The following is a 20,825-nucleotide window of genomic DNA, read 5'->3' as shown; positions in this document are numbered from 1 at the left end:
GCATCAATTTGCTCACCCGTTAGGTGTTTTAAGTTTTTGTTCACATCAGAATTTTTTGCAAAGGCGTACCGGCACGGATATCAGCTTCAGCGGAGGAGGCCGGCGGGCCCGCTTTTGCGCATTTAGTGGACCACACTGTTACGGCAAAATCCGGACATTCGCGACACGTCAATGGGCGATGCGACCTCAATGAAACGCCGGCGCTTACACCTTTTCGAACGGCTGAGATTGGTAGGAAATTTCCCAGCGAGGCTTGCCGCCTACCGCAAGTGTGACCTGGAAGCGCTCGGGAGCTTCCGGACGACGCTGAGCCAACGGGATTTCCGCGATAGTAATCGGCGCTGGCATCTTTTTCTGTATGCAATGTGCAGTTACATCCTCGACAAAACAGCACACGCGGTCAAGCATCCCCTGCACAAATTCCGTGACTGGCTGACCGGCGACGAGGGGTTCGACTGCTACGATGTTCGCTCCGGATGTGTCATAAGAGACTCGAGGCAAGGACCAGTTGTTATGCTCCAGGTCGATGCGACTCTTAATGAGCCGCTCTGACCATGTCTGCCGACTCTGATCTAGATACTCGGCCAGCAGCGGAGCAGTTGCCTTCAATTCAGCAATACCGCGTTCAAAGGCAGTTTGCTGCTTGAACATGAAGCCGATGTCTACGCCAAGCTGAGCCGTGAGACCCTGCATGCCTTGCTTGATGACGCGCGCGGCGCTGTTAAGGAAGTGCTCCACCTGCCTCCTGAGTTCTTTGTCGATGCTCTCGTCTATGTGGATTGCGACACCTTGTCGACGCACGACTTCCCCGGTCGCAATTTTAAGCGCGTGTCCTGACCAGAGCTCGGATATCTCCTTAGCCGTGGATCGCACCGTGAACAGCGAGGTTGGGACGAAGTCAAAGGCCTTGTCGAATCTATCGCGTTCCACAGGATCGGAATAAACGGCGTCGCGCAGCCTCATGAGGCCCATGAATAGGCGCGCCATGAAGGGCGACGCCGAGCCCTCGTCGGCTAGTTTTTGTACGAGCCACTGAGTCTGGGTCTGCTTTACCAGCATATTTGACTGTTGCTGAAATCGAGTCAGCATGTCGCCGAAATCTGCCGGCGTAATTGGTAGTACATAAGAAATTTGCAAGTCGTCTGGTCGGGTAACAACTCCGGCCTTCAGTATGTTCTGTCTTCCGAAGAATGGCAGCAGTCCAAGCAGCGGCAACTTTCCCCTAAGTACGATCGTCCCCCCGTCCTGCCACGGAATAAGTTGAATCGTGCCTAAGTGCTTCCCGCGCCGGTCTGTGATCTGGATCGGTGCTGCCGGCATTAAGCGGTCTTGGTACTGATCGCTTGGAACGGGATTTAGACTGCCCTTGAGATCGTACTGATAGCCGGACACCACCACAGCCGTCCTCGGTACGCCGTCCAGAAATTCTGTGAAGTCGGAAAGCTTCGCGCCCGGCGAGAAGATGCCAAGGTGCGCAACAACAAAAGACATCATCTTGTTGAAGGTGAACGTGCCTGTCGGCCTCAGGACAATCACGACGTAGACCGCCGGTACGTATTTTCTTAGCGCACCTTCTGCCGGCGGCAAATAGTCGCCGCTCAATGACTCTCCGGGGAACTGCACCGCATACTGAATCGCACCCATCGAGGCAACGACGATCATGTCGGGCCATTCCCCGCTCGGAGTCGTGGCGTTGAGCCTCTTAAGCTCTTCGGCAATAGCTTCCAGCGTCAAATCCGACCTCTGAGCGTAGATTAAGCCGAGTGTTACGGTCGTCGTCGGTGTACCAAGCTCCGGTGCTGGTGACTTCTTTAGTCGCTTCGCGACTGCGACGCGCGCGTAAGCCGCCCGGAATTTGTCGATCGTCAGGCTGTCGGTAGCATCAATAACAACAGCGACGGAATCAGCAGGCAATTGCGCTGGAGCCGTAACCGGCGAATCGCCCTTCGTCGCGTACACGACGGCTGCAAATGGAACCGACGCTGTGCCGTCGGAATCGACAACTCTGGCAGATGTCACCTTGTACGGCCAGCCAACGTACTGTTCGACTCCCTCTCGTAGGGCGGAAGAAAGCTCTCCTGCGCTGACGGCGGCAACTTTGCTTCCAGTCTCAAAGACCTGTTGGGCGATTGCCATCGCACGTGCTCCTAAATCGATTGGTACTTGCCTAGAAAGCTTTGATTCACACAGATATACGACCAACGATTTTAGGTCCAAGTGGCTAACTCCTCAGTGAGGTCCACTTTGACGCGGCACCGCTTACGGATTGCATTGAGCGGCCGTCTTTAGGTTTGGTGAATTTAGCCTAAAGAGCATTTGCTTCGGCTGCGCCTTCAATACCGGGTGCCAGTTCAAATCCATATGGATTGCATGGATGACAGCAATTTGGCGGGTACCGCATGTTCATGATTTCGTCGTGACAGCCGGCAATCGTTGCTTAGCCGTTGTCAACGCTCATTTATTCCCAGGGCCGTGGACGCCGCTTACTCTGCAACTCACCCACGTTCATCTCCCCTTGAAGCGGTGCAGCGTAGAAGCGGTCAATCATTTCCGGACTCGTCCTAGCATTGCGTGCCAAGGTCAAGGTGTCAACTGTGCGTCCAAACATCAATCGGAACATGATGCTGCTGTGCCGCAGGCTGTAAAGCGTTCTGGTTTCACCGGCAGTGCTCAGCTTCAGGCCTGTGACTTCCAGCACGATTTCAAATTGCCGTGCCAGCAACTTCATGGCGTTGTCGCGTGATGCTGCTTCGGGCATGAACACATAGTCCTCGGGGTGAATGTCTCGACCCAACTCAAGCACCTGTCGACGCCTGATGCGTTCATACACTTTCACTGCCCATGGCATGGTGGTTATGGGAAATGTGTGCCCCTTGCTGGGCGGCAAGCTGAGCCTGAGGTAAGTCCATTCCCGTCGAATGATCTCCACATGCTTGTGCTGCATGTTGCGTATGTCAGTTGGGCGGATGTAACTGTTGACCATGAATACGATCAGGTCCGCCAAGTCCTTGGTCATTTCGATACGCTTGATCAAACGGTCTGCAGGTCCTAACTTGCCACTAGGCTCGCAAAAATAGGAACCCTTGGTCTCCTCTGAGTGTGCTCGCCACTCGACTTTCTTGCCAGCCAGTTTTTTTGCCACCTTGGTGATTTCTTTGTATTCGCCCACATTGAACCAGCCGCGTGGTTTGTCCTCAATGCCCACCTTGGGAAATTCAGGAATGTGTTGGATGAAGCTGTGTCTGGCCGCGTGCTGCAATACCTTGCGCGTGAGACCCATGTAGGCACCCAGCGTGCTGACACTCAGCTTGGGTACTTGGTTGGAGAGCTTTTGCAAGAACTCGTCCAGCATCTTGTAGTTGATGCTGAGCACATCCGTTTGACCGAAAAAGGGCAGGATGTGTTTGTCATAGCGCAGCTGCATGTTGTCATAGCTGATCTTGGACAGTTGGCTGCGATTGAGTTTGGCCAATTCACTGTCCATCAGCATCTTTGTAGCCTTGGCGAAAGTCACAACTTCTGCGGCGTTGACCTCGATGGGTAAGCCTTCAAAATTGCCACCCCTTATGCGAATGGTTATGTCGTCGTAAAAGCGCTTGGCCGCTTCCAACGCGTCACGCTTGATTTCGGTCTTGGTGGTGCGCTTGAATATGTGGCTCTCTGCGTAATACCTGACCCACCAGTAGCTGGAAGCCGGAATCTTGAAGATCACCAGCTTGCGTGGGTAGCCGGGAATTCGCGTGATGGTTTCCTTGATGGGTACGGATCTGTGCCGTTCGTGTGAGTCGGGTTCTATGGCGCGTGGCATGTCAATTTCTCTGCTGTATTCATAAAGTTTGTTTTCTTAACAGCTGGCCAGTCAACCTGAAAGCGGCAGGGCTCGGGTTGATCTGTGGCTTTTAGACAAACAGTCTTAAATCACGCAATCTCTAAGCGTTACAGGTCTCGCCATGTGTGTTTACATCCTTGCGGGATACCTTGCTTTTCCAAAAGAACTGGTCATGCCAAGTCTGTAAATTTGCTAAAGCGCTATCCTTGGCCTGTTGCCCGTAGCTCTCGGTAAGTTGCTGTAATTTTGAAATGTCAAAGTTTTCTATGACCGCATCCACGATCTTGCCGGACTTGATTTCATCCTTGTGGTTTTGAATCCTCTTTGGCCAGTCATTCACTTCATGGGTGAAGCGTCTAACCTGGTCATAGTGCCGGAGATGCTCCCTTAACGCCTCAAGGTCCTGTTTGACAACATGAAACGCGCCAAGGCATTGGTTAGAGTATTTCAATAAGAAAAAGCTGTTGATCTCGATTTCTTGAGCTGTGAAAAGAAAATGCGACATAGCTGTTCTTGGCCAGTAGCTATGCCAGTCCTCTTCTGTACTTGGATTCAAGGAGTCCTTGAGCCTTGCCAACAATCTTATGTAGTCTCTGTGGTGACCATCATGCTTGTAATAGGTGAAGCTATCTGTTCCCAGCAGTCGGATTATTTCTTTGCGCTTAGGCAGATCGCCCTCACTTTCAACATTCCAAAGCAAGATAGAACCTTTAGGAATTTTTTCAAACAAATCAGACATGCAAATCGCTCCTGTATGAACCCAGGACCCGAAGGTCCAGGGAGTAATTGAACTATTGGTATCGCTGGTTAAAACATGGCTTCTTTGACCGTGACACCGGCGATATCGACACTGGTTGGCGCATTGATCATGGCTTCGGGCTGCACCGCAGAACTGAGCGCTGGCAGGCCTGCAGGCTGGTAACCCTTGTCACCCGGCTGCATGCCCCATCCAGATGTGATGCCCCATTTCTCGCGCAGCACATCCAGCTTGTCTTCCATGCTTTTCAAGTCGTCAGAAAGGCTGGCTTCAGCCACCATGGACAGGATTTGCGTTTCCATGGCTTCGTTCAGCCGGATGAAGCGAACCACACGACGCTCGTGTCCCATGGGGTTCACGCAAACAGCGAATTCAAAAGTACCTTCCTTTTTGCCTTCGCCTACGGTGTTGAGCACGAACTTGTCCTCCACCTGAACCACTGTGTCCGCAACCTTGGCATTGGCCAGTAAGATTTTGCGCAGCAGTTTTGTCTTGGCTTCCTTGTGGTCCTTTACAGCTTTGGCCGTTTCCGCATCCTCCTTGGTGGCTGTGATCTTGGCGATGCCGCCACGCTCCTTGATGTAGTTGGGCAGTTCAGTGGCAGCCAAGTTTTCGTCGTAAGCCACCTGCAAAACCTTTGAGTAGGTGTAGGCTGTTTGACGATCTGTGGGCAAGATGAAGCGCAGCACAGTGGTGAGCCATGGGGTGTTGGCCTGAGTCTTGACATCATGTTCACTTTCCAGGCGATCGCGCATGCGCTGAAGGATGTGATCTTTCAAAACAGATTCATTGATTTGAAGTGCATAGCTGTAGATGGCTCCCAGCAATGCATAAAGCTCTTTTGTGCCTCGCACCACGTAGGTCTCTACGTACTGATTGTTCATCTTGGCCAGGTTTTGCGCCTGTCCCAGGATCATGTCCACTTGCACTTCATTAGCGCTCTTGTCACTAGGCCGACGCTTGTCCGAGCCGCCCAAGGCGCGGTTCATCAAAAGTCCAAAGGAAAACTCATCCACTGGCAAGGCAGTTGCCGGGGTCTCGACGGGTGCCCCATTTGCTGTGGGCGGGGCGCTGTTTGTATTGTCCAAGTTCATTTCAAACTCCTGTTAAATTCCATAACCATGGGTTCCGTCGACCAGGATTGGTGCGACACGTTGAGGTTAGGTTTAAGGCCAGGGAGCTAGTTCCTTTTTTCGATGGGGTCGAAAAAATGAAGTTGGAAACTCAAATATCTGCTAATAGCGGACGGCCGTTAGTTCAGTCAATTGCTTCTGGAGACATGACCGCCAAGGGCAGTGAGCCATTCATTTATGGCGGTTACTTGGAAGTCTGGTTTCGATGTCTGAAACTTTCCAAGCAGTACATCCACAACTGCCGAACCGGACTCTTCGGTTCGCAGGGCGCTGCCAATACCTTTAAGCTTTTCGGTTGCCTTGAGCACTGCACACTACGAGAGTGGTGGCATGAGCGAGGCTGCGAAAACTTTGGGCGCAGCATGGCCACATTCAAAGTTCGGTTGGTTGTGGCTCAGCGAAAAAAGGCCAGTTGCCGGATCACGTTAGATGCCGATGATGCAACACCGCCGGATCTGGTCGGTGATGAGGTCAGTTTTCTGGTTCAGCAGATGCGTCTGCTTCAAGGGCAAAGCGGCATGCTTTCTTCCGCACCCAAGGCATGGTCAATTTACAAAAGCCGAATCACACCCGAAGCCATCAAGCTACACCTAGATGTACTGGAGGCACATGACACCATCAAGCACAGCGCTCCGAGGACTAAGTTGTGGCGAATTGGAGAGCAGATGCGTTTAAATCCCAAGGCCATGACCAGATCAGGCGACACGCCCAACGAGCAAACCGCTAAGCACATCACTATGGGTCAAACAGTCAGCGAGATGGTTAGGAAGGGACAGGGCTTGGTGGAAAATGCTTGCGAGGGTGTTTTTCCAAGGTACTGAACTGTACTAACTTTGAAATGTGAATGTCGCCTTTCGGCCAAAACTGGTCACTAAATCTTTTATTTGTGTCAAAGCTTGGAGGTCATTACCGCGCAAGACAAGGCGTAATCGACCAAGGCAGCCTGAACTGCTGTCGCTTCGCCCAGCGCCGTTGACACTTGCACCGTCACCTTTGGATGGGCCTGGCAGAAACGATCAATGGCCTCGTTCAAATCAGTTTTTATGTGTTTTCCGCTTGCCCAGAAGAAGGGCACAACAACAATCGACTGCTCACCTTCTTGCGCTAAGGCCTCCAGCGCATCGGACAATTCAGGTTGCATGAATTCCAGAAATGCCAGCTCACAATGGCCGGGGTATTGGACTGCAATGCGTTGACACACCGCGTCAAGTGGCTCGCGCCATGCAGGGTCGCGCGAGCCGTGAGCGAACAAAAGCAGAGCGGGGGAGCGTGTGTCGGTCATGCAGCGCATCTCAATGGCAGGGACGACTTCTCTTTCAATGCACACAAAACAGTCAAAACATCGCCTACAGCGATGATGCAAGGGCTGCCAATTCCCTCGTTATGCAATGTGTTGTGCAAAGCGTCCAAGGTGGTAACAGCATACCGCTGGTCATGGCGGCTGGCGTTTTGCACTACCGCCACTGAAGTTTTCGCGGGCAAGCCTTGAAGCAAACCGGCTTGAATAAGGGCAGAGCGGCTCGTGCCCATGTAAATCAACAAAGTGATGCGCTGCTGGTGGCACACCTGCGCCACGCTTGGCCAATCTGGCCCTTGGGCACCAGGTTGAGCGTGACCTGTCATGAAAAGTACACCTTGAGCATGATCGCGGTGCGTCAAGGATACGCCCAAGCCTGTCAAGGCGGCTTGACCCGATGTGATGCCGTTAACCACATCTACATCAATGCCTGCTTGGCGCAAGTTCTCGACCTCTTCGCCTCCCCGGCCAAAAATGAAGGGGTCTCCTCCCTTGAGGCGTACGACATGCTCGCCTTCAAGGACCGCAGAGATCATCAGTTTGTCAATGAAGACCTGCGGCGTACTCTTGCAGCCGCCACGCTTGCCTACATGCACGATACGGGCTTTTGGTGACGCGTGTTCAAGTACAGCATCGTTCACCAGATCGTCTACCAGCAGCACGGTGGCACTGGCAATGGCTTTGACCGCTTTGAGGGTCAGCAGTTCAGGATCGCCAGGACCTGCACCGACCAGGGTGCAGCGGCCTTTGATGGGTGTGTTCATGGGTTCACCTCGTACAAAATATGTTGAACTTGCAGCGCAATCGCTTCGGGCACGGGCAGCAGGCCTTGCAGCACATGCTCGGTGTAAAGAGCAGTCGCGGCGGCATCGGTCGAGGGCAGTTCGGGTAATTGCACCAGCGAACCCTCTTTCTGATCTTGAACACGACGAATCTGACCGTCTTTGAAAACGTCCATGGCTGGTGTGCGTCGGGCATCGGCTACAGGCTCGCCCTCGGTGCCGCGCAACAGCAGGGCGTGCTGGCCCGTCAAGGAGAAGGTGGCCGACATCGACAACAAATATTCGGGGTGGGTGTAACTGCTGACCACCAGTGCAGGACCATTGCAGGGATTCATCAGTTTCACCAAACTGTGAGCAGAGTTGCGCAGCCCTACGGTGCGGCGCACAGCCAGCAAACGGTCCAGCCCGGGGAGCAGTACGCATGTGGGTATGAACTGCACTTGTCCTGCCATTGCATGGCCCACATGCTCTGCAGTGTTCACCCCGAGGTGCGAAAATACAGCTTGGCTACTCACGCGTTTGTCCTCGGTGGCCTCGCCGTGCACAACCACGGCCACACCCTCGCGAGCCAAAAGCAATGCCAAAAGAGGTGTGAGCACAGGTAGCTTGCGAGCGCCGTTGTAGCTTGGCAGCACCACGGTACGCGTTTGACGGTTGTCCACCTTATTCAATCGTCCGTGCACAGCATCCAGAAATCCAGCCATCTCCTCGGGTGTTTCACCCTTGATGCGCATGGCGATGCAAAACGCGCCAAGTTCAAGGTCGCTGACCTGCTGGTCGATGATCTGTCCCATAAGGTCTGCCGCTTGTGTGCGCCCGATCGATCGTGCGCCATCCTTACCTCGTCCAATGTCCTTGATGTAGTGACTGATTCCCATGATTTCAATTGTTAAGAAATTCAGCTAGCTGTTTGTTCGATGGATTTGTGAACTCAAGTTCAGGCCAAAACCGTTACCCGTCGTGTGATCTGGCGCAACTCGGGCACACAAGATCCGCATTGAGTGCCGCAGTGCAATTGGCTTTGCAGCCCTACTAAGCGCTCGTCTTCGCTGCCACTCAGGTTTTGTAAGCAACCGGCAATCGCGTCTTCTCGCACATTCAAGCAACTGCATACTTGACGGCTGACTGGTGCGGTTCCGTCCATCGGTGCGTCTGAGGCAACCAACCACTGGCGAGCAGACCAGTTGAGTGGTGTGGACTCTTGCAGCAAGGTTTTGAGCCAGCGGGCCGAGCGGCTGTCACCAGCAATCAAAAAGCCTTGCAGGCTGCGCAGACCGTTTGTATCCGCTGTCGTCAAACGTACCGAGCGACGTTGAACTCGCACTGCATCCTTGTAGTGAAGGGTATTTGTACCGTTCAGGTCCAGGGCTTCAGCCACCGTTTGCAGCAAGAGGTTGTCAGCCGGTGCTCGGCAGGCTGCACGCAACAGCAACCCTGTGCGAGGAGCTTGATCGGCCAGTGCAGCCGATGCATCTGTAAATGGCACCAAGTAAGCAAAGTCAAAATGTGGAAGCAATTTTTGCAATTGTTGGCGCACCGTCCACACCTGGTCGGATGGTAGCCACGCCATGCCCATCAACTGCCAAGTGGCGTCGGCCGATAGGTCAGCACGGATGATCTGTACTGCCGCATGTTTGAGTTCGGGTTGTTTGGACGTTGGGCAATAACTAGAGGTCGTCAGCACATTGACACCAAAACCCGCCTCGCCCTTCGCATCGCGCCCACTCAGCACCTCGGGACCCCAATGCATGGCGATGAAGGACTGCATGGGTGCGACCTGTGCGCTGACCTGCACCGGTAACACCAGAGCCCCGCGCTTACTGCGCACCTGAACCAGTTCGTCGTTTGACCAGCCCATGCGCTTGGCGTCTTGCGGATTCACCTGCACGCAGGGCTCCGGACTGTGGGCATACAGGCGGCCAGCGGTGCCCGTGCGGGTCATGCCGTGCCACTGGTCACGCAAGCGGCCAGTGGTCAATGAAAACGGAAACTGCGACACACGCTCTTCGGACACTGGCTGCCAAGTTACGGCAGCAAAGCGGGCGCGACCATCGGGCGTCAGGAACTGGCCATCCGCGTAGAGGCGCGCTTGCCCGATTTTGGCCCCCTCGGGCAGTGGCCATTGCGCGGGGCCTTGGGATTCCAGCCGGTTATAGCTCAGACCGGTGATGTCCAGGTCTCGGCCACGGGTGCTCTCGCGGTGCTCATTCCAGACCGCCTCAGGTGTGGGGTAGTCCAACAGATGGGAGTCTTGGGGGCGGCCCAACAATGTGGCCAGTCGCTTGCCCAAGTCTGCTGCAATCACCCAATCTGCGCGTGCCTCTCCCGGTGCGGCCACGGCGGCGCGTACCCGGGTGATGCGTCGCTCGCTATTGGTCACAGTGCCTTCTTTTTCGCCCCAAGTGGTCGCAGGTAACAGCAGATCAGCGTAATCACAGGTGGCGGCGGTGGCAAAAGCTTCCTGCACTACCACGAACTCGGCGCGTTGCAGGGCGCGGCGAACCGTTTTTTGATCGGGCATGGATTGCGCAGGATTGGTGCACGCGATCCACAACGCCTTGATCTGGCCGTCGGCAGCGGCTTCGAACATCTCTACCGCTGTCAGGCCTGGCTTGGCGGGTACATCGGCCACCCCCCAAAGCGAAGCAACTTCTGCACGATGCTGTGAGTTCGCCAAATCGCGGTGCGCCGACATCAAGTTGGCCATGCCGCCGACTTCCCGCCCGCCCATGGCGTTGGGCTGACCCGTCAATGACAGCGGTCCAGCACCGGGGCGGCCGATTTGTTGGGTGGCCAGGTGCAAGTTGATCAAGGCGGCATTTTTAGCCGTGCCGTTGCTCGACTGGTTAAGGCCCTGGCAATACAGGCTAAGGGTCGGGCTGCGCTTACTACCGCCTTCTTGTATGCCTGCAAACCAGCGGGCTGCGGTGTAAAGATCAGCCTCAAGTACGCCACAAATCTGTGCGACGTGCGCAGGCGTATGGTCGGCCACCATTGCTTGCAAAGCTTCAAAGCCACTGGTGTGCGCTGCAATGTAGGCAGTTTGCGTCCAGCCCTGGGTCAGCATGATGTGCAGCAGACCGTGGAAGAGCATCACATCGGTGCCTGGTTGGATGGCCAGATGCAAGTCAGCCATGTCAGCTGTATCGGTACGGCGTGGGTCAACCACGACCATCTTGAGCGCAGGGTTGGCGCGTTTAGCGTCTTCGATACGACGAAACAAAATCGGATGTGCCCAGGCCGCATTGCTGCCAGCAATGAACAGGCACTGCGCATGAGCAATGTCCTCGTAGCAAGCGGGCGGAGCGTCGGCCCCTAAAGTCATCTTGTAACCCGCTACAGCGCTGCTCATACACAGGCGCGAGTTACTGTCGATGTTGTTGGTGCCCAAGAGGCCCTTGGCCAGCTTGTTGAAAACGTAATAGTCTTCGGTGAGGAGCTGACCTGATATGTAAAAGCCCAAAGCGTCAGACCCATGATTTTGCACAATGGCGGCAAGGCGCTGGCTAGCCATGTCCATGGCCGCGTCCCAGCCCAAGGCTTGCGGCTCTTGATCACGCGACGACCGCCATTGGGGTGTGAGCAGCCGGTTTTGCGCTGTGACTTGCGGCGCCGCTGTCAAATGCAGCGACTGGCCTTTGGTGCACAAACGACCGAAGTTTGCGGGGTGCTCTGGGTCACCTCGTACACCAGTGATCTGCACACCCCGAGATTCGATCACCACACCGCAGCCCACGCCGCAGTAGGGGCAGGTTGATTTGGTCTCTCGGGTAATGGGAATCATGGTCGAGAAATCAGGCTGGGGTTGTTTTACGCAAAACAGGGCCTGCAACAGGCCGTGTCAGGTCTGTGGCGTGGGTGAGTAATTCATCGGCCTTAAGGAACACCTTGCCGTTATCAACCTTCACTTCAAAGCGCGGCGTGCAACCCTCATCGGGCGCTTGCGCTTGGCCGTCGCAAAGGCCAATCGTCCAGTTGTGCAGTGGGCAGGCCACGCTGGTACCGAACACAATGCCTTGCGACAAAGGGCCACCCTTGTGAGGACAGCGGTCGAGCAGAGCGAACACCTCGTCGGCATCATTACGGAACACGGCCACGTCGATGCCTTGGTCACGTGCTACGCGACGCGAGCCCAGCACCGGGATGTCTTCCACCCGGCAAATTTCTTTCCATGCAGTCATGGGGGGTCCTTGTCTAGTGTCAGGCTGGCGTGAGTGGCTCGAATTGGCGGGTGTCCACCTTGGCCTCTTGCAATTCGAACCAGGGATCTGGCTCTCCTTCGAGTGCCGCTTGCAATTTGGCCCATAAGGCTTGACGCAAGGCTTCATCTTCAAGAATCTTCTTCTTCACGTAGTCAAGGCCCACGCGGTTGATGTAGTGCACCGTGCGCTCCAGATACCAACCTTCTTCACGGTACAGTTGCATGAAAGCACCTGTGTACTCCAGCACCTCTTCGGCAGTCTTGAGCTTGGTGAAGAAATGCGCCACTTCGGTCTTGATGCCACCGTTGCCACCGACATACATTTCCCAGCCGCTGTCGACACCAATGATGCCCACGTCTTTGATGCCTGCTTCGGCACAGTTGCGCGGGCAACCTGACACGGCGAACTTGACCTTGTGGGGCGCGTACATGCGCCACATGGCTTTTTCGAGGTCCTTGCCCATCTGGGTGCTGTCTTGAGTACCCATACGGCACCACTCACTGCCAACGCATGTTTTTACTGTTCGGAGTGCTTTGGCATAAGCGTGGCCGCAAGGCATGCCGATGTCTTTCCACACATCGACTAGATCTTCTTTTTTAACGCCCAGTAAGTCGATGCGCTGACCACCTGTGACCTTGACGGTAGGGATCTGGTACTTATCAACAACATCAGCAATGCGTCGCAATTCGGCAGCGGTGGTCTCACCTGCCCACATGCGCGGTATCACACTGTAGGTGCCATCTTTCTGAATGTTGGCATGGCTGCGTTCATTGATGAAACGGCTTTGTGGATCATCTTGCGCCTCTTTAGGCCAAGTGCTGATCAAGTAATAGTTAACTGCTGGACGGCAACTTGCGCAGCCGTTTGGAGTTCGCCAGTTCATGAATTTGAAAACGCTGCCCACGGTGAGCAATTTTTTTTCACGGATGGTGTCACGCACCGCCTGGTGGCCATGTTCAGTGCAGCCGCACATAGGCTTGAGCTTGGGCGTGGCTGAATAGTCACCGCCTGCAGTGAACATCAAAATTTGCTCAACAAGTCCTGTGCACGAGCCGCAACTTGCACTGGCCTTGGTTTGTTTGCGAACTTCGTCCAGCGTAAAAAGGCCCTTGTCCTTGATGGCCTTGCAGATCGCGCCTTTGGTTACGCCGTTGCAGCCGCAGACCTCGTCTGTGTCGGCCATGGCAGCGGCTTTGCTTTGGCCCTGATGGCCGACATCGCCGATGTTGGACTCACCAAACATCAGCTTGTCACGGATGTCGGACACGCTGCGGCCGTCACGCAGCAGCTTGAAGTACCAGCTACCGTCGACAGTGTCGCCGTACAGACACGCTCCCACCAATTGGTCACCCTTGAGCACCAGTTTCTTGTAGACGCCTCCTGCCGGGTCGCTCATCACGATCTCTTCAAACCCGTCGCCTCCCATGAAGTCGCCAGCGCTGAACAAATCGATGCCTGTCACTTTGAGCTTGGTGGAGGTCAAAGAGCCTGTATAGCGGCCAATGCCGAACTCGGCCAAGTGGTTGGCCAACACTTTGCCTTGTTCAAACAGTGGAGCCACCAGTCCATAGGCGATACCACGGTGCGCCGCGCATTCGCCAACGGCCCAGATACGTGGGTCCGTCACGGTTTGCAGGGTATCGCTGACCACGATGCCACGGTTGACATGCAAGCCCATCTTCTCAGCCAGTGCCGTGTTGGGACGAATACCCACGGCCATGACCACCAGGTCAGCTTTCAGTTGCGTGCCATCTTTCAATTCAATTCGGCTTACGCGGCCGCTGTCGTTACCGACCAACGCAGCCGTTTGCGCACTCATGCGGAACTGCATACCGCGCGCTTCAAGTGAGGCTTGCAGCATTTGTGCGGCCAGCTTGTCAAGCTGACGCTCCATCAGCCATTCGCTAACATGCACCACGGTGACTTGCATGCCACGCTTCATCAGTCCGTTAGCCGCTTCCAAGCCAAGGAGGCCGCCACCAATCACCACAGCATGCTTGTATTGCGTGGCCGCATCGATCATGGCTTGTGTATCGGCGATATCTCGGTAAGCCAGCACGCCTTGCAGGTCTTTGCCAGGTAAAGGCAGTATGAATGGGTTGGAGCCAGTAGCCATGACCAAACGGTCATAAGGAGCGGTGACCTTTTCGCCTTGCGCGTTTTCTGCGCTTACGGTTCGTTGGACCCGGTCCACTTCAGTGACTTTCCATCCCGCGTGAAGCTGGATGCTGTTGTCGGTGTACCAAGCCCAATCGTTGAGCACGATTTCATCCAGCGTTTGCTCACCTGCCAGTACGGGAGACAACAAGATGCGGTTGTAGTTGGGGTGCGGCTCGGCACCGAACACGGTGATATCGTACAAATCGGGGGCCAGCTTGAGCAGCTCCTCGATGGCCCGGACACCAGCCATGCCGTTGCCGATCATGACCAGTTTCATTTTTTCTTTGTTGTTGACGCGCATGTCCATGGTCTTGTCCTTAGGCTGTCTTTTCTACATGCGCCTGGCGTGTGTAGAGGAAATCGATCACCGCCTTGCGGTAGCGCTGGTATTCAGCGCTTTCGGCCAATTCCACGCGCTGACGCGGGCGGGGCAAGTCCACCCGCAATACCTCGCCAATCGTGGCAGCGGGTCCGTTGGTCATCATCACGATCTTGTCGGACAGCAACACGGCTTCGTCCACGTCGTGCGTCACCATGACCACCGTGCTTTGGGTGCGGGCCACGATCTCCAGCAGTTCGTCTTGCAGTTTCGCGCGGGTCAGGGCGTCCAGCGCTCCAAAGGGTTCGTCCATCAACAGAACTTTGGGCTCCAAGGCCAGCGCGCGGGCAATGCCCACCCGCTGCTTCATGCCGCCTGAGATTTCGCCTGGGCGTTTTTGTGCAGCGTGGGTCAGGCCCACCATGTCCAAAGCTGCATCGGTGCGCGCCTTGAGTTTGGCCTTGGTTTCGGTCTTCCCAAACACCCGCTCGATACCCAAGTGAACGTTGTCAAAACAAGTGAGCCACGGCAACAGTGAATGATTTTGGAACACCACCGCGCGCTCGGGGCCTGGGCCTGCAATTTCACGGTTAGCGCAGAGCAGGACTCCGGCCGTGGGGGTGGTCAGGCCAGCGATCAGGTTGAGCAAGGTGGATTTGCCGCAACCGGAGTGGCCAATCAGTGCCACGAACTCGCCCTTGGCGATATCCAGGTCAATGTCCCGTAACGCTGGAAACAAGCCTTTGTTGGTTTTGAAGGTCTGCTCAACGCCTTGAATCTGGATGTATTTGCTGTCATGGTTCATGATTTGACATCCTCAAATGTGAAGGCCGTGGCGATGCGGATCAGTGCCAATTCCAAGACCAAACCCACCAAACCGATCACAAAGATGGCGATGATGATGTTTTTAACGTTCAAGTTGTTCCACTCGTCCCAGACCCAGAAACCAATGCCCACACCGCCCGTGAGCATTTCGGCAGCCACGATCACCAACCAAGCGGTGCCAACAGCCAAGCGAACGCCAGTCAACATGTACGGCAAAACAGCAGGAAAGAGAATCTTGGTGGCAATCTTCCATTCAGACAGATTCAGTACCCGCGCCACATTCAGATAATCCTGCGGCACTCGCTGCACGCCCACGGCAGTGTTGATGATCATGGGCCAGATAGAGCAGATAAAAATCGTCCAGATGGCCGCCGGGTTGGCACCTTTGAATACCAGCAAGCCAATGGGTAGCCATGCCAGTGGCGACACTGGGCGCAGCAAGCTGATCAGCGGGTTGAACATGCGCGAGAGGAAGGTAAAGCGTCCAATGACAAAGCCCGCAGGGATACCGACAATTGCCGCCAAGCCAAATCCCACAGCCACCCGTTCGAGCGACATCAGCACGTTCCATCCCACACCTTGGTCGTTAGGACCTTTGCGGTAAAAAGGGTCGCTGAAGATCTCGATAGCTTGCACACCCGTTTCATAAGGGCTAGGAATGCTGCCCTTAGTTGTGATGGACACCAGTGCCCAAATACCGATCAAGAGTCCCAGCCCCATGAACGGTGGCATCACTGCCATCCAGAAGTTGTGCCATTGGCGAGTTCGTTGCATTTGAGTGGCAGCCTTGGCTGTGGCTGCTGCAAGTTCTGCAGCAGTCGCAGGGACCCGCTTGACGGAAGCGGTCTTGCCCCCAGTGGGTGAGTGGAAAACAGCACTGACCATTGGGTTTTCCTTCACGCCTTGATTTTGAAGCCGTCTGCGTACTTCTTGGGATCTTTGCCATCCCAGACCACGCCATCGATTCCTTTGTGACTGCGCATGTCACTCTTGGGGATAGACGCTTTGGCGGCTGTAGCAGCTTCTTTGTAAAGCGCGATATGGTTAATTTGTTTGGCCACACCCAAGTAATCGGGATGGTCTTTGAGCAGGCCCCAACGTTTGTGCTGAGTCATGAACCACATGCCGTCAGACAGATAGGGGAAGTTCACCGTACCTTCGTTGTAGAACTTCATGTGGTTCGGGTCGTCCCAGGTTTTGCCCATACCGTTTTGGTAGCGGCCCAAGATGCGCTGGTTGATCGCATCAACACCCGTATTGACATAGGACTTGTCGGCCACGGTTTCGGCCATCTTGAGTTTGTTTTGCAAGCTCGCGTCGATCCACTGGCCTGCTTCGATGATGGCAGCCGTGACAGCTCGGGCCGTATTCGGGTATTTCTTGACGAATTCGGCGGTGGTGCCCAGCACTTTTTCAGGGTGATCTTTCCAAATGTCTTGAGTTGTTGCTGCCGTCACCCCAATGCCATCCATGATGGCGCGGTGGTTCCAGGGCTCACCTACGCAGTAGCCGTCCATGTTGCCAACACGCATGTTGGCTACCATTTGTGGTGGGGGCACGGTGATGACTTTGGCGTCTTTCATTGGGTTGATGCCGTAGGTCGCCAACCAGTAGTACAGCCACATGGCGTGCGTGCCGGTGGGGAAGGTCTGTGCAAAGGTGTACTCACGCTTTTCACTGCCCATCAGTTTGGCCAAGCCTGCGCCATCGACGGCGCCCTTGTCGGCCAATTTCTTGGACAAGGTGATGGCCTGGCCGTTGTGGTTCAGGTTCATCAAAATGGCCATGTCTTTTTTGGGCCCTGACAAACCCAAATGCACGCCATAAACCAAACCGTACAACACATGGGCAAAGTCGAGCTCACCGTTGACCATCTTGTCGCGCACACCGGCCCAACTCGCTTCCTTGCTCAGCACAAACTTCACACCATGCTTGACATCCAACCCTAAAACTGAGGCCATGACGACGCTGGCGCAATCCGTTAGTGGGATGAAACCGATCTTCACTTCTTTCTTCTCTGGCGCGTCCGAGCCAGCGGCATAAACCACCGTTCGCAAAGCGGGCGACACGCCTGCTGCACCTACAGCGGCTGCCTGCAAAACAGTGCGGCGGTTAAAACTGGTTTTCAGAATGTCGATCATGGCAAAGCTCCTGGTGAGGTTTTGAAAACAAAAAAGGCGTCCTCATGTCATTGGCGCCTGCTGTGCAGAGCGCGAACGCATGGGGACGCCTTTGTCCGATGTGAGTTCACCCGCCGTTGGGTTAACTCACGTGTGACCTTCGTTGGTCTTGGGTCAGATAATGCAAGCCGCGTGCCAAGGTTTTATTGGTCTAAAAGCCCTAAAGTCGATTGATTTTTCAGTTTAGGCACCGATGAGGAGCATTGGTATGCACCAATTTGGCGTAAGCCTCATCCAAGCAACTCGGCCATCTCTAACATTTGCTGCGCGATTTCGGCCAGCTTCACGCCTTTGTTCATGGCCGCTTTGCGCATGCGGGCATAGGCAGCTTGTTCGTTCAGGCCTTGGCGTTGCATCAACAAGCCCTTTGCGCGGTCAATGAGCTTCCTATCGCTCAGTTCTAACCGGGCGCTATCTAGTTCGGCCAAGAGGGCCTGCTCGTGCTTGAAGCGGGCTAGCGCTACCGTAAGGATCGGGTGTATCCGCTCAGGTGACAGACCAGCGACGATATAGGCTGTCACACCTGCAGCTACAGCTTCGTTCATGGGACGCGTGTCGTTGTCATTGGTGAACATCACAATGGGTCTGCGCTCGTCCCGAGTGGCAATGACGACATGCTCCAGCGCATCTCGGGCGTCGCTTTCGGCATCAACGATCACCATGTCGGCTTGCAGCTGAGCCAACCGTTCAGTCAAAAATACATCAGCGGGCAAGGTGGCCACTAGGTTATAGCCCGCTTCGAGCAAGCCAATTCGCAGAAGCCGTGAACGCTCTTCAATAGCCTGCGCCTGCTCATCACCCTCTGACACCAAAGCTGGATCAGAAATGATCACAACAATTCTTAAAGCTTCAACCATGCTCTTTTCGTTGCAATAAACATGCCGATTCAGACATTACAAGCTGTCTTATTGGCGTCTGATTCGACGGCATGGCTCTTGCTGAAAATTTTTAGGTCAAAGTTGACGGTAGCAAGTGTTGGTGAAAATGAATTACAAAACGATGAAAAATACTGAGTTTCAGTCATCAGTAAGTGAGCTGATGTGTATGCGCCGAACCGTACTGCCCAAGAGACTGGTTTTGCCTGGGCCAGATAGCAATCAGTTGCAAGCCTTGTTGGCAGCAGCCGCTACAGGTCCAGATCACGATCTGTTATCACCCTGGCGCTTAGTGCTCATTCCAGATGAGCACCGCAAATCATTGGGGCTCATATTTGCGGAAGCCCTGAGCGAAAGGGAGATAAATATCTCAACGGAAAGAATGTCACTTTGTCAGGAGAAAGCGCAGCGCGCACCCATGTTACTTTTGCTGATAGTAGATTTTGAAAAAGGTGATCAGAAGATTGATCTCATGGAACGCCTCATTTCTGCTGGCTGTGCATTACAAAATATGCTGCTATTGGCTACAGCCATGGGGTATGGCTCTGCGCTGACCAGTGGCAAGGCATTGAGATCAAAAGCACTTCGTGAGGGGTTTAGATTAAAAGAGGGTGAACAAGCTGTTTGCTTTTTGAGTATAGGAACCGAGCTTGCTCAAGCGCCTGAAAAACCTCGAAAAAAAACTCTTGAGTTCTATAGCGTGTGGACATCCCGCGCATTAGACAGTCAAAGCACCACTTGAAGTCAACTGTTGCGGACAAAGATCACAACCGCAATTTGAGTTTTCGTTGGGAGGCCTCAACACAGGTTATTTGTGTCAGTGGTATTTGCATGACTTGTATGGCTCAAAGACCAAAAAAATTCATCGCCCTAATGGCCCCCTTCGTCTGCTTCTGGCCACATGCACTTGACTAAGCCCCTCTGTCCTATGTCCGCTTTGGGTCGATTGCTGTCGTCCACTTACTTCACATAGTGCTGTTTTGTTTAAGCCAATTCAACAGCCGCCTTTAACTGGCTTGGGCTGCTGTACAAATATGCGGCAGTGGTCTGGATGCTGCGGTGGCCAGCCAGAGTTTTGAGGATGTGAATCGCAGTGCCCTTGTTGGCCAATGACGTCAAAAATGTCCTGCGACCGCTGTGACTGCTGGCGCCTTGCAGTCCCGCACCCGCGTACAGCAATCCAAACGTCTGGGCTAAACTGTTTGCGCTAAACCCACTGAGGATGCTTTTTTGGCTTGCAAAGAACGGGTAGCTTCTGTCCACACACTTGGCCTGTGCGGCATAAGCCTGTAACTCCTCACGTAATTTGATGTTGACAAAAACAGTGCGAGCGTATCTGCCCTTGGTCATGTCGGGCAGTAAGCGAATTTCTTCTTTCACTGAGCCATCTGTGTTGATCACGTCGCTCCAGCGCAAGCAAGCCACCTCGCCAATGCGCAAACCCGCCAGGTGTGTGAGCAACATCATTGTCCTGTTGCGCTGCGCAAAGCGACGCGTGTCTATGTAGTCCAGTACGCGAGCTAATTCTTCTTTTGTCAGTGTTTTTGCCTGTGCCATTTTAGTTCTCCTGTAATCATGTGTTTGCGTTAACTGCATTTTGTTTTCACATATTTATCTGGACAACCGGAGTCCCGCCAAAGTGGCGGGTTTCAGGCTAGATCTGGCTCAGGATGAATTTCCTGTGGATAACTTTTTCACTAAAATTTTCTTCAATGATTTCAACGCTCAACCAGCGAAATCTTGTAAAAGCACACTTTTCATAGATTTCCGCCGAGATCTCGCACTCTTTCAGTGCCCAGCAGAGCAGGGCGTCAAAAAAGCCCTACTAGCGCTGATCGGCTGATTCAGCACTCAAAGTATTCGGACTCAGGTAAACACGCGTTGTAGGGCGTTTTGCGCGTGGAATTTTTGCGTGCGATGTTCAGTGCATGAGGGGCTGTAACTTACGTCCAATCACAAAGTACTTGCACTAGGTGCATGTCACGAACAGGCCTTAGAAGGCTGCGATGGATCGGTATCCGTTCAATCTGTCGGGACTCTTGAAATCGGTTGTCCATCTGCGTCGCTGACACAAAACTGTGGTCATACAAATAGGACTACAGATGAAAAAATTCGATGCAAGCCAACTGTTTCACTTCACCGGGACGGAGCGCTACTATCGAATCAGCCGAAGGCACTTGCTGACCGATGGAACCAAATACTTGGCAGAAGAGGCTGAGTGCTTTTGGTTGATGGACGCTGTGGCTAGTCACCTCAGCGAAATTGGCACAGCGGATTGGTTTGTTCTGGTTCGCGTCACTGTTCAAGGTACCCGAGCCACCATGGTGTACGAGGACGGCAACGGTCATGAGCACGCCCGTCAAGAGATCCCATTCACTGACTTTCCCCTAGCGGAGCAAACGCTCTACGCCTGCTGGGATGGTGAGCACTGGGTGATCATGCTGCCTAGTGAGTATTAAAAATTAG

18 protein-coding genes are annotated in these 20,825 nt (G+C 54.2%); 3 read left to right on the top strand and 15 right to left on the bottom strand.

The window, feature by feature from the left end; all coding sequences use genetic code 11:
- Window positions 1–204: 204 nt before the first annotated feature.
- The 4 genes from B472_RS02890 to B472_RS02875 form a co-directional block, all read right to left on the bottom strand.
- Window positions 205–2,136 (bottom strand): hypothetical protein, encoded by a 1,932-nt coding sequence (locus tag B472_RS02890; protein WP_019425243.1) that lies wholly within the window; start codon window positions 2,134–2,136, stop codon window positions 205–207.
- A gap of 322 nt (window positions 2,137–2,458) precedes the next feature.
- Window positions 2,459–3,808 carry a hypothetical protein gene (locus B472_RS02885; RefSeq protein WP_019425242.1) on the bottom strand — a complete coding sequence of 450 codons (1,350 nt, stop codon included), beginning with the start codon at window positions 3,806–3,808 and terminating at the stop codon, window positions 2,459–2,461.
- 121 nt (window positions 3,809–3,929) lie between these two features.
- The gene (locus B472_RS02880; protein WP_019425241.1) at window positions 3,930–4,568 is read right to left on the bottom strand and encodes a hypothetical protein; all 639 of its coding nucleotides are present in this window, start codon (window positions 4,566–4,568) and stop codon (window positions 3,930–3,932) included.
- Window positions 4,569–4,636: 68 nt separating this feature from the next.
- Window positions 4,637–5,575, bottom strand: coding sequence for a hypothetical protein (locus B472_RS02875; protein WP_133176055.1), 939 nt, complete (start codon window positions 5,573–5,575; stop codon window positions 4,637–4,639).
- A 221-nt stretch (window positions 5,576–5,796) separates the two neighbouring features.
- On the opposite strand from B472_RS02875, the gene B472_RS02870 reads away from it, so the two are divergent.
- Window positions 5,797–6,540 (top strand): hypothetical protein, encoded by a 744-nt coding sequence (locus B472_RS02870; RefSeq protein ID WP_019425239.1) that lies wholly within the window; start codon window positions 5,797–5,799, stop codon window positions 6,538–6,540.
- Window positions 6,541–6,608: 68 nt separating this feature from the next.
- Here B472_RS02870 and B472_RS02865 read toward each other — a convergent pair whose 3' ends face one another.
- The 10 genes from B472_RS02865 to B472_RS02820 all read right to left on the bottom strand — a co-directional run bounded on the left by B472_RS02865 (window position 6,609) and on the right by B472_RS02820 (window position 18,341).
- A complete protein-coding gene (locus tag B472_RS02865) occupies window positions 6,609–7,001 on the bottom strand; it encodes a sirohydrochlorin chelatase (protein WP_081504904.1) in 393 nt (130 codons plus the stop codon).
- The gene (gene cobA, locus B472_RS02860) at window positions 6,998–7,780 is read right to left on the bottom strand and encodes a uroporphyrinogen-III C-methyltransferase (RefSeq protein ID WP_019425237.1); all 783 of its coding nucleotides are present in this window, start codon (window positions 7,778–7,780) and stop codon (window positions 6,998–7,000) included. The genes B472_RS02865 and cobA overlap by 4 nt, the downstream gene beginning before the upstream one ends.
- Window positions 7,777–8,676, bottom strand: a complete 900-nt coding sequence (gene ybiB / locus B472_RS02855; RefSeq protein WP_019425236.1) for a DNA-binding protein YbiB — start codon at window positions 8,674–8,676, stop codon at window positions 7,777–7,779. Before ybiB ends, cobA begins: the two co-directional genes overlap by 4 nt.
- 59 nt (window positions 8,677–8,735) lie before the next feature.
- On the bottom strand, window positions 8,736–11,582 hold the full coding sequence (locus B472_RS02850; RefSeq protein WP_019425235.1) for a nitrate reductase: 2,847 nt from the start codon (window positions 11,580–11,582) through the stop codon (window positions 8,736–8,738).
- Between the two features lie 10 nt (window positions 11,583–11,592).
- A complete protein-coding gene (gene nirD, locus B472_RS02845) occupies window positions 11,593–11,979 on the bottom strand; it encodes a nitrite reductase small subunit NirD (protein WP_019425234.1) in 387 nt (128 codons plus the stop codon).
- Between the two features lie 19 nt (window positions 11,980–11,998).
- The gene (gene nirB, locus B472_RS02840; RefSeq protein WP_019425233.1) at window positions 11,999–14,467 is read right to left on the bottom strand and encodes a nitrite reductase large subunit NirB; all 2,469 of its coding nucleotides are present in this window, start codon (window positions 14,465–14,467) and stop codon (window positions 11,999–12,001) included.
- 10 nt (window positions 14,468–14,477) lie between these two features.
- Window positions 14,478–15,284, bottom strand: coding sequence for an ABC transporter ATP-binding protein (locus B472_RS02835; protein ID WP_019425232.1), 807 nt, complete (start codon window positions 15,282–15,284; stop codon window positions 14,478–14,480).
- Window positions 15,281–16,189, bottom strand: a complete 909-nt coding sequence (gene ntrB / locus B472_RS02830; protein ID WP_019425231.1) for a nitrate ABC transporter permease — start codon at window positions 16,187–16,189, stop codon at window positions 15,281–15,283. Before ntrB ends, B472_RS02835 begins: the two co-directional genes overlap by 4 nt.
- 11 nt (window positions 16,190–16,200) lie before the next feature.
- Window positions 16,201–17,445, bottom strand: coding sequence for a CmpA/NrtA family ABC transporter substrate-binding protein (locus tag B472_RS02825; protein WP_019425230.1), 1,245 nt, complete (start codon window positions 17,443–17,445; stop codon window positions 16,201–16,203).
- Window positions 17,446–17,714: 269 nt separating this feature from the next.
- Entirely contained in the window at window positions 17,715–18,341 is a 627-nt protein-coding gene (locus tag B472_RS02820; RefSeq protein WP_019425229.1) for an ANTAR domain-containing response regulator, read from the bottom strand.
- Between the two features lie 127 nt (window positions 18,342–18,468).
- On the opposite strand from B472_RS02820, the gene B472_RS02815 reads away from it, so the two are divergent.
- Window positions 18,469–19,101, top strand: coding sequence for a nitroreductase family protein (locus B472_RS02815; protein WP_019425228.1), 633 nt, complete (start codon window positions 18,469–18,471; stop codon window positions 19,099–19,101).
- Between the two features lie 242 nt (window positions 19,102–19,343).
- On the opposite strand, the gene B472_RS02810 is transcribed toward B472_RS02815, so the two are convergent.
- Window positions 19,344–19,955 (bottom strand): tyrosine-type recombinase/integrase, encoded by a 612-nt coding sequence (locus B472_RS02810; protein ID WP_369908169.1) that lies wholly within the window; start codon window positions 19,953–19,955, stop codon window positions 19,344–19,346.
- Window positions 19,956–20,461: 506 nt separating this feature from the next.
- On the opposite strand from B472_RS02810, the gene B472_RS02800 reads away from it, so the two are divergent.
- Window positions 20,462–20,818 carry a DUF6876 family protein gene (locus tag B472_RS02800; protein WP_040505706.1) on the top strand — a complete coding sequence of 119 codons (357 nt, stop codon included), beginning with the start codon at window positions 20,462–20,464 and terminating at the stop codon, window positions 20,816–20,818.
- Window positions 20,819–20,825: the final 7 nt, after the last annotated feature.

It is taken from the genome of Limnohabitans sp. Rim28 (assembly GCF_000293865.2).
In the GTDB taxonomy this organism is placed as follows: Bacteria; Pseudomonadota; Gammaproteobacteria; order Burkholderiales; family Burkholderiaceae_C; genus Limnohabitans_A.
The sequence above is the reverse complement of the archived record's forward strand: the minus strand, read 5'-3'. Positions and strand labels throughout refer to the sequence as shown.

Excerpts from the sequence above, each read along its gene's own strand:
- B472_RS02890 (WP_019425243.1), bottom strand. The coding sequence starts at position 2,136 with ATGGCAATCGCCCAACAGGTCTTTGAGACTGGAAGCAAAGTTGCCGCC.
- B472_RS02885 (WP_019425242.1), bottom strand. The coding sequence starts at position 3,808 with ATGCCACGCGCCATAGAACCCGACTCACACGAACGGCACAGATCCGTA.
- B472_RS02880 (WP_019425241.1), bottom strand. The coding sequence starts at position 4,568 with ATGTCTGATTTGTTTGAAAAAATTCCTAAAGGTTCTATCTTGCTTTGG.
- B472_RS02875 (WP_133176055.1), bottom strand. The coding sequence starts at position 5,575 with ATGAACCGCGCCTTGGGCGGCTCGGACAAGCGTCGGCCTAGTGACAAG.
- B472_RS02870 (WP_019425239.1), top strand. The coding sequence starts at position 5,797 with ATGAAGTTGGAAACTCAAATATCTGCTAATAGCGGACGGCCGTTAGTT.
- B472_RS02865 (WP_081504904.1), bottom strand. The coding sequence starts at position 7,001 with ATGACCGACACACGCTCCCCCGCTCTGCTTTTGTTCGCTCACGGCTCG.
- cobA (WP_019425237.1), bottom strand. The coding sequence starts at position 7,780 with ATGAACACACCCATCAAAGGCCGCTGCACCCTGGTCGGTGCAGGTCCT.
- ybiB (WP_019425236.1), bottom strand. The coding sequence starts at position 8,676 with ATGGGAATCAGTCACTACATCAAGGACATTGGACGAGGTAAGGATGGC.
- B472_RS02850 (WP_019425235.1), bottom strand. The coding sequence starts at position 11,582 with ATGATTCCCATTACCCGAGAGACCAAATCAACCTGCCCCTACTGCGGC.
- nirD (WP_019425234.1), bottom strand. The coding sequence starts at position 11,979 with ATGACTGCATGGAAAGAAATTTGCCGGGTGGAAGACATCCCGGTGCTG.
- nirB (WP_019425233.1), bottom strand. The coding sequence starts at position 14,467 with ATGGACATGCGCGTCAACAACAAAGAAAAAATGAAACTGGTCATGATC.
- B472_RS02835 (WP_019425232.1), bottom strand. The coding sequence starts at position 15,284 with ATGAACCATGACAGCAAATACATCCAGATTCAAGGCGTTGAGCAGACC.
- ntrB (WP_019425231.1), bottom strand. The coding sequence starts at position 16,189 with ATGGTCAGTGCTGTTTTCCACTCACCCACTGGGGGCAAGACCGCTTCC.
- B472_RS02825 (WP_019425230.1), bottom strand. The coding sequence starts at position 17,445 with ATGATCGACATTCTGAAAACCAGTTTTAACCGCCGCACTGTTTTGCAG.
- B472_RS02820 (WP_019425229.1), bottom strand. The coding sequence starts at position 18,341 with ATGGTTGAAGCTTTAAGAATTGTTGTGATCATTTCTGATCCAGCTTTG.
- B472_RS02815 (WP_019425228.1), top strand. The coding sequence starts at position 18,469 with ATGAATTACAAAACGATGAAAAATACTGAGTTTCAGTCATCAGTAAGT.
- B472_RS02810 (WP_369908169.1), bottom strand. The coding sequence starts at position 19,955 with ATGCAGTTAACGCAAACACATGATTACAGGAGAACTAAAATGGCACAG.
- B472_RS02800 (WP_040505706.1), top strand. The coding sequence starts at position 20,462 with ATGAAAAAATTCGATGCAAGCCAACTGTTTCACTTCACCGGGACGGAG.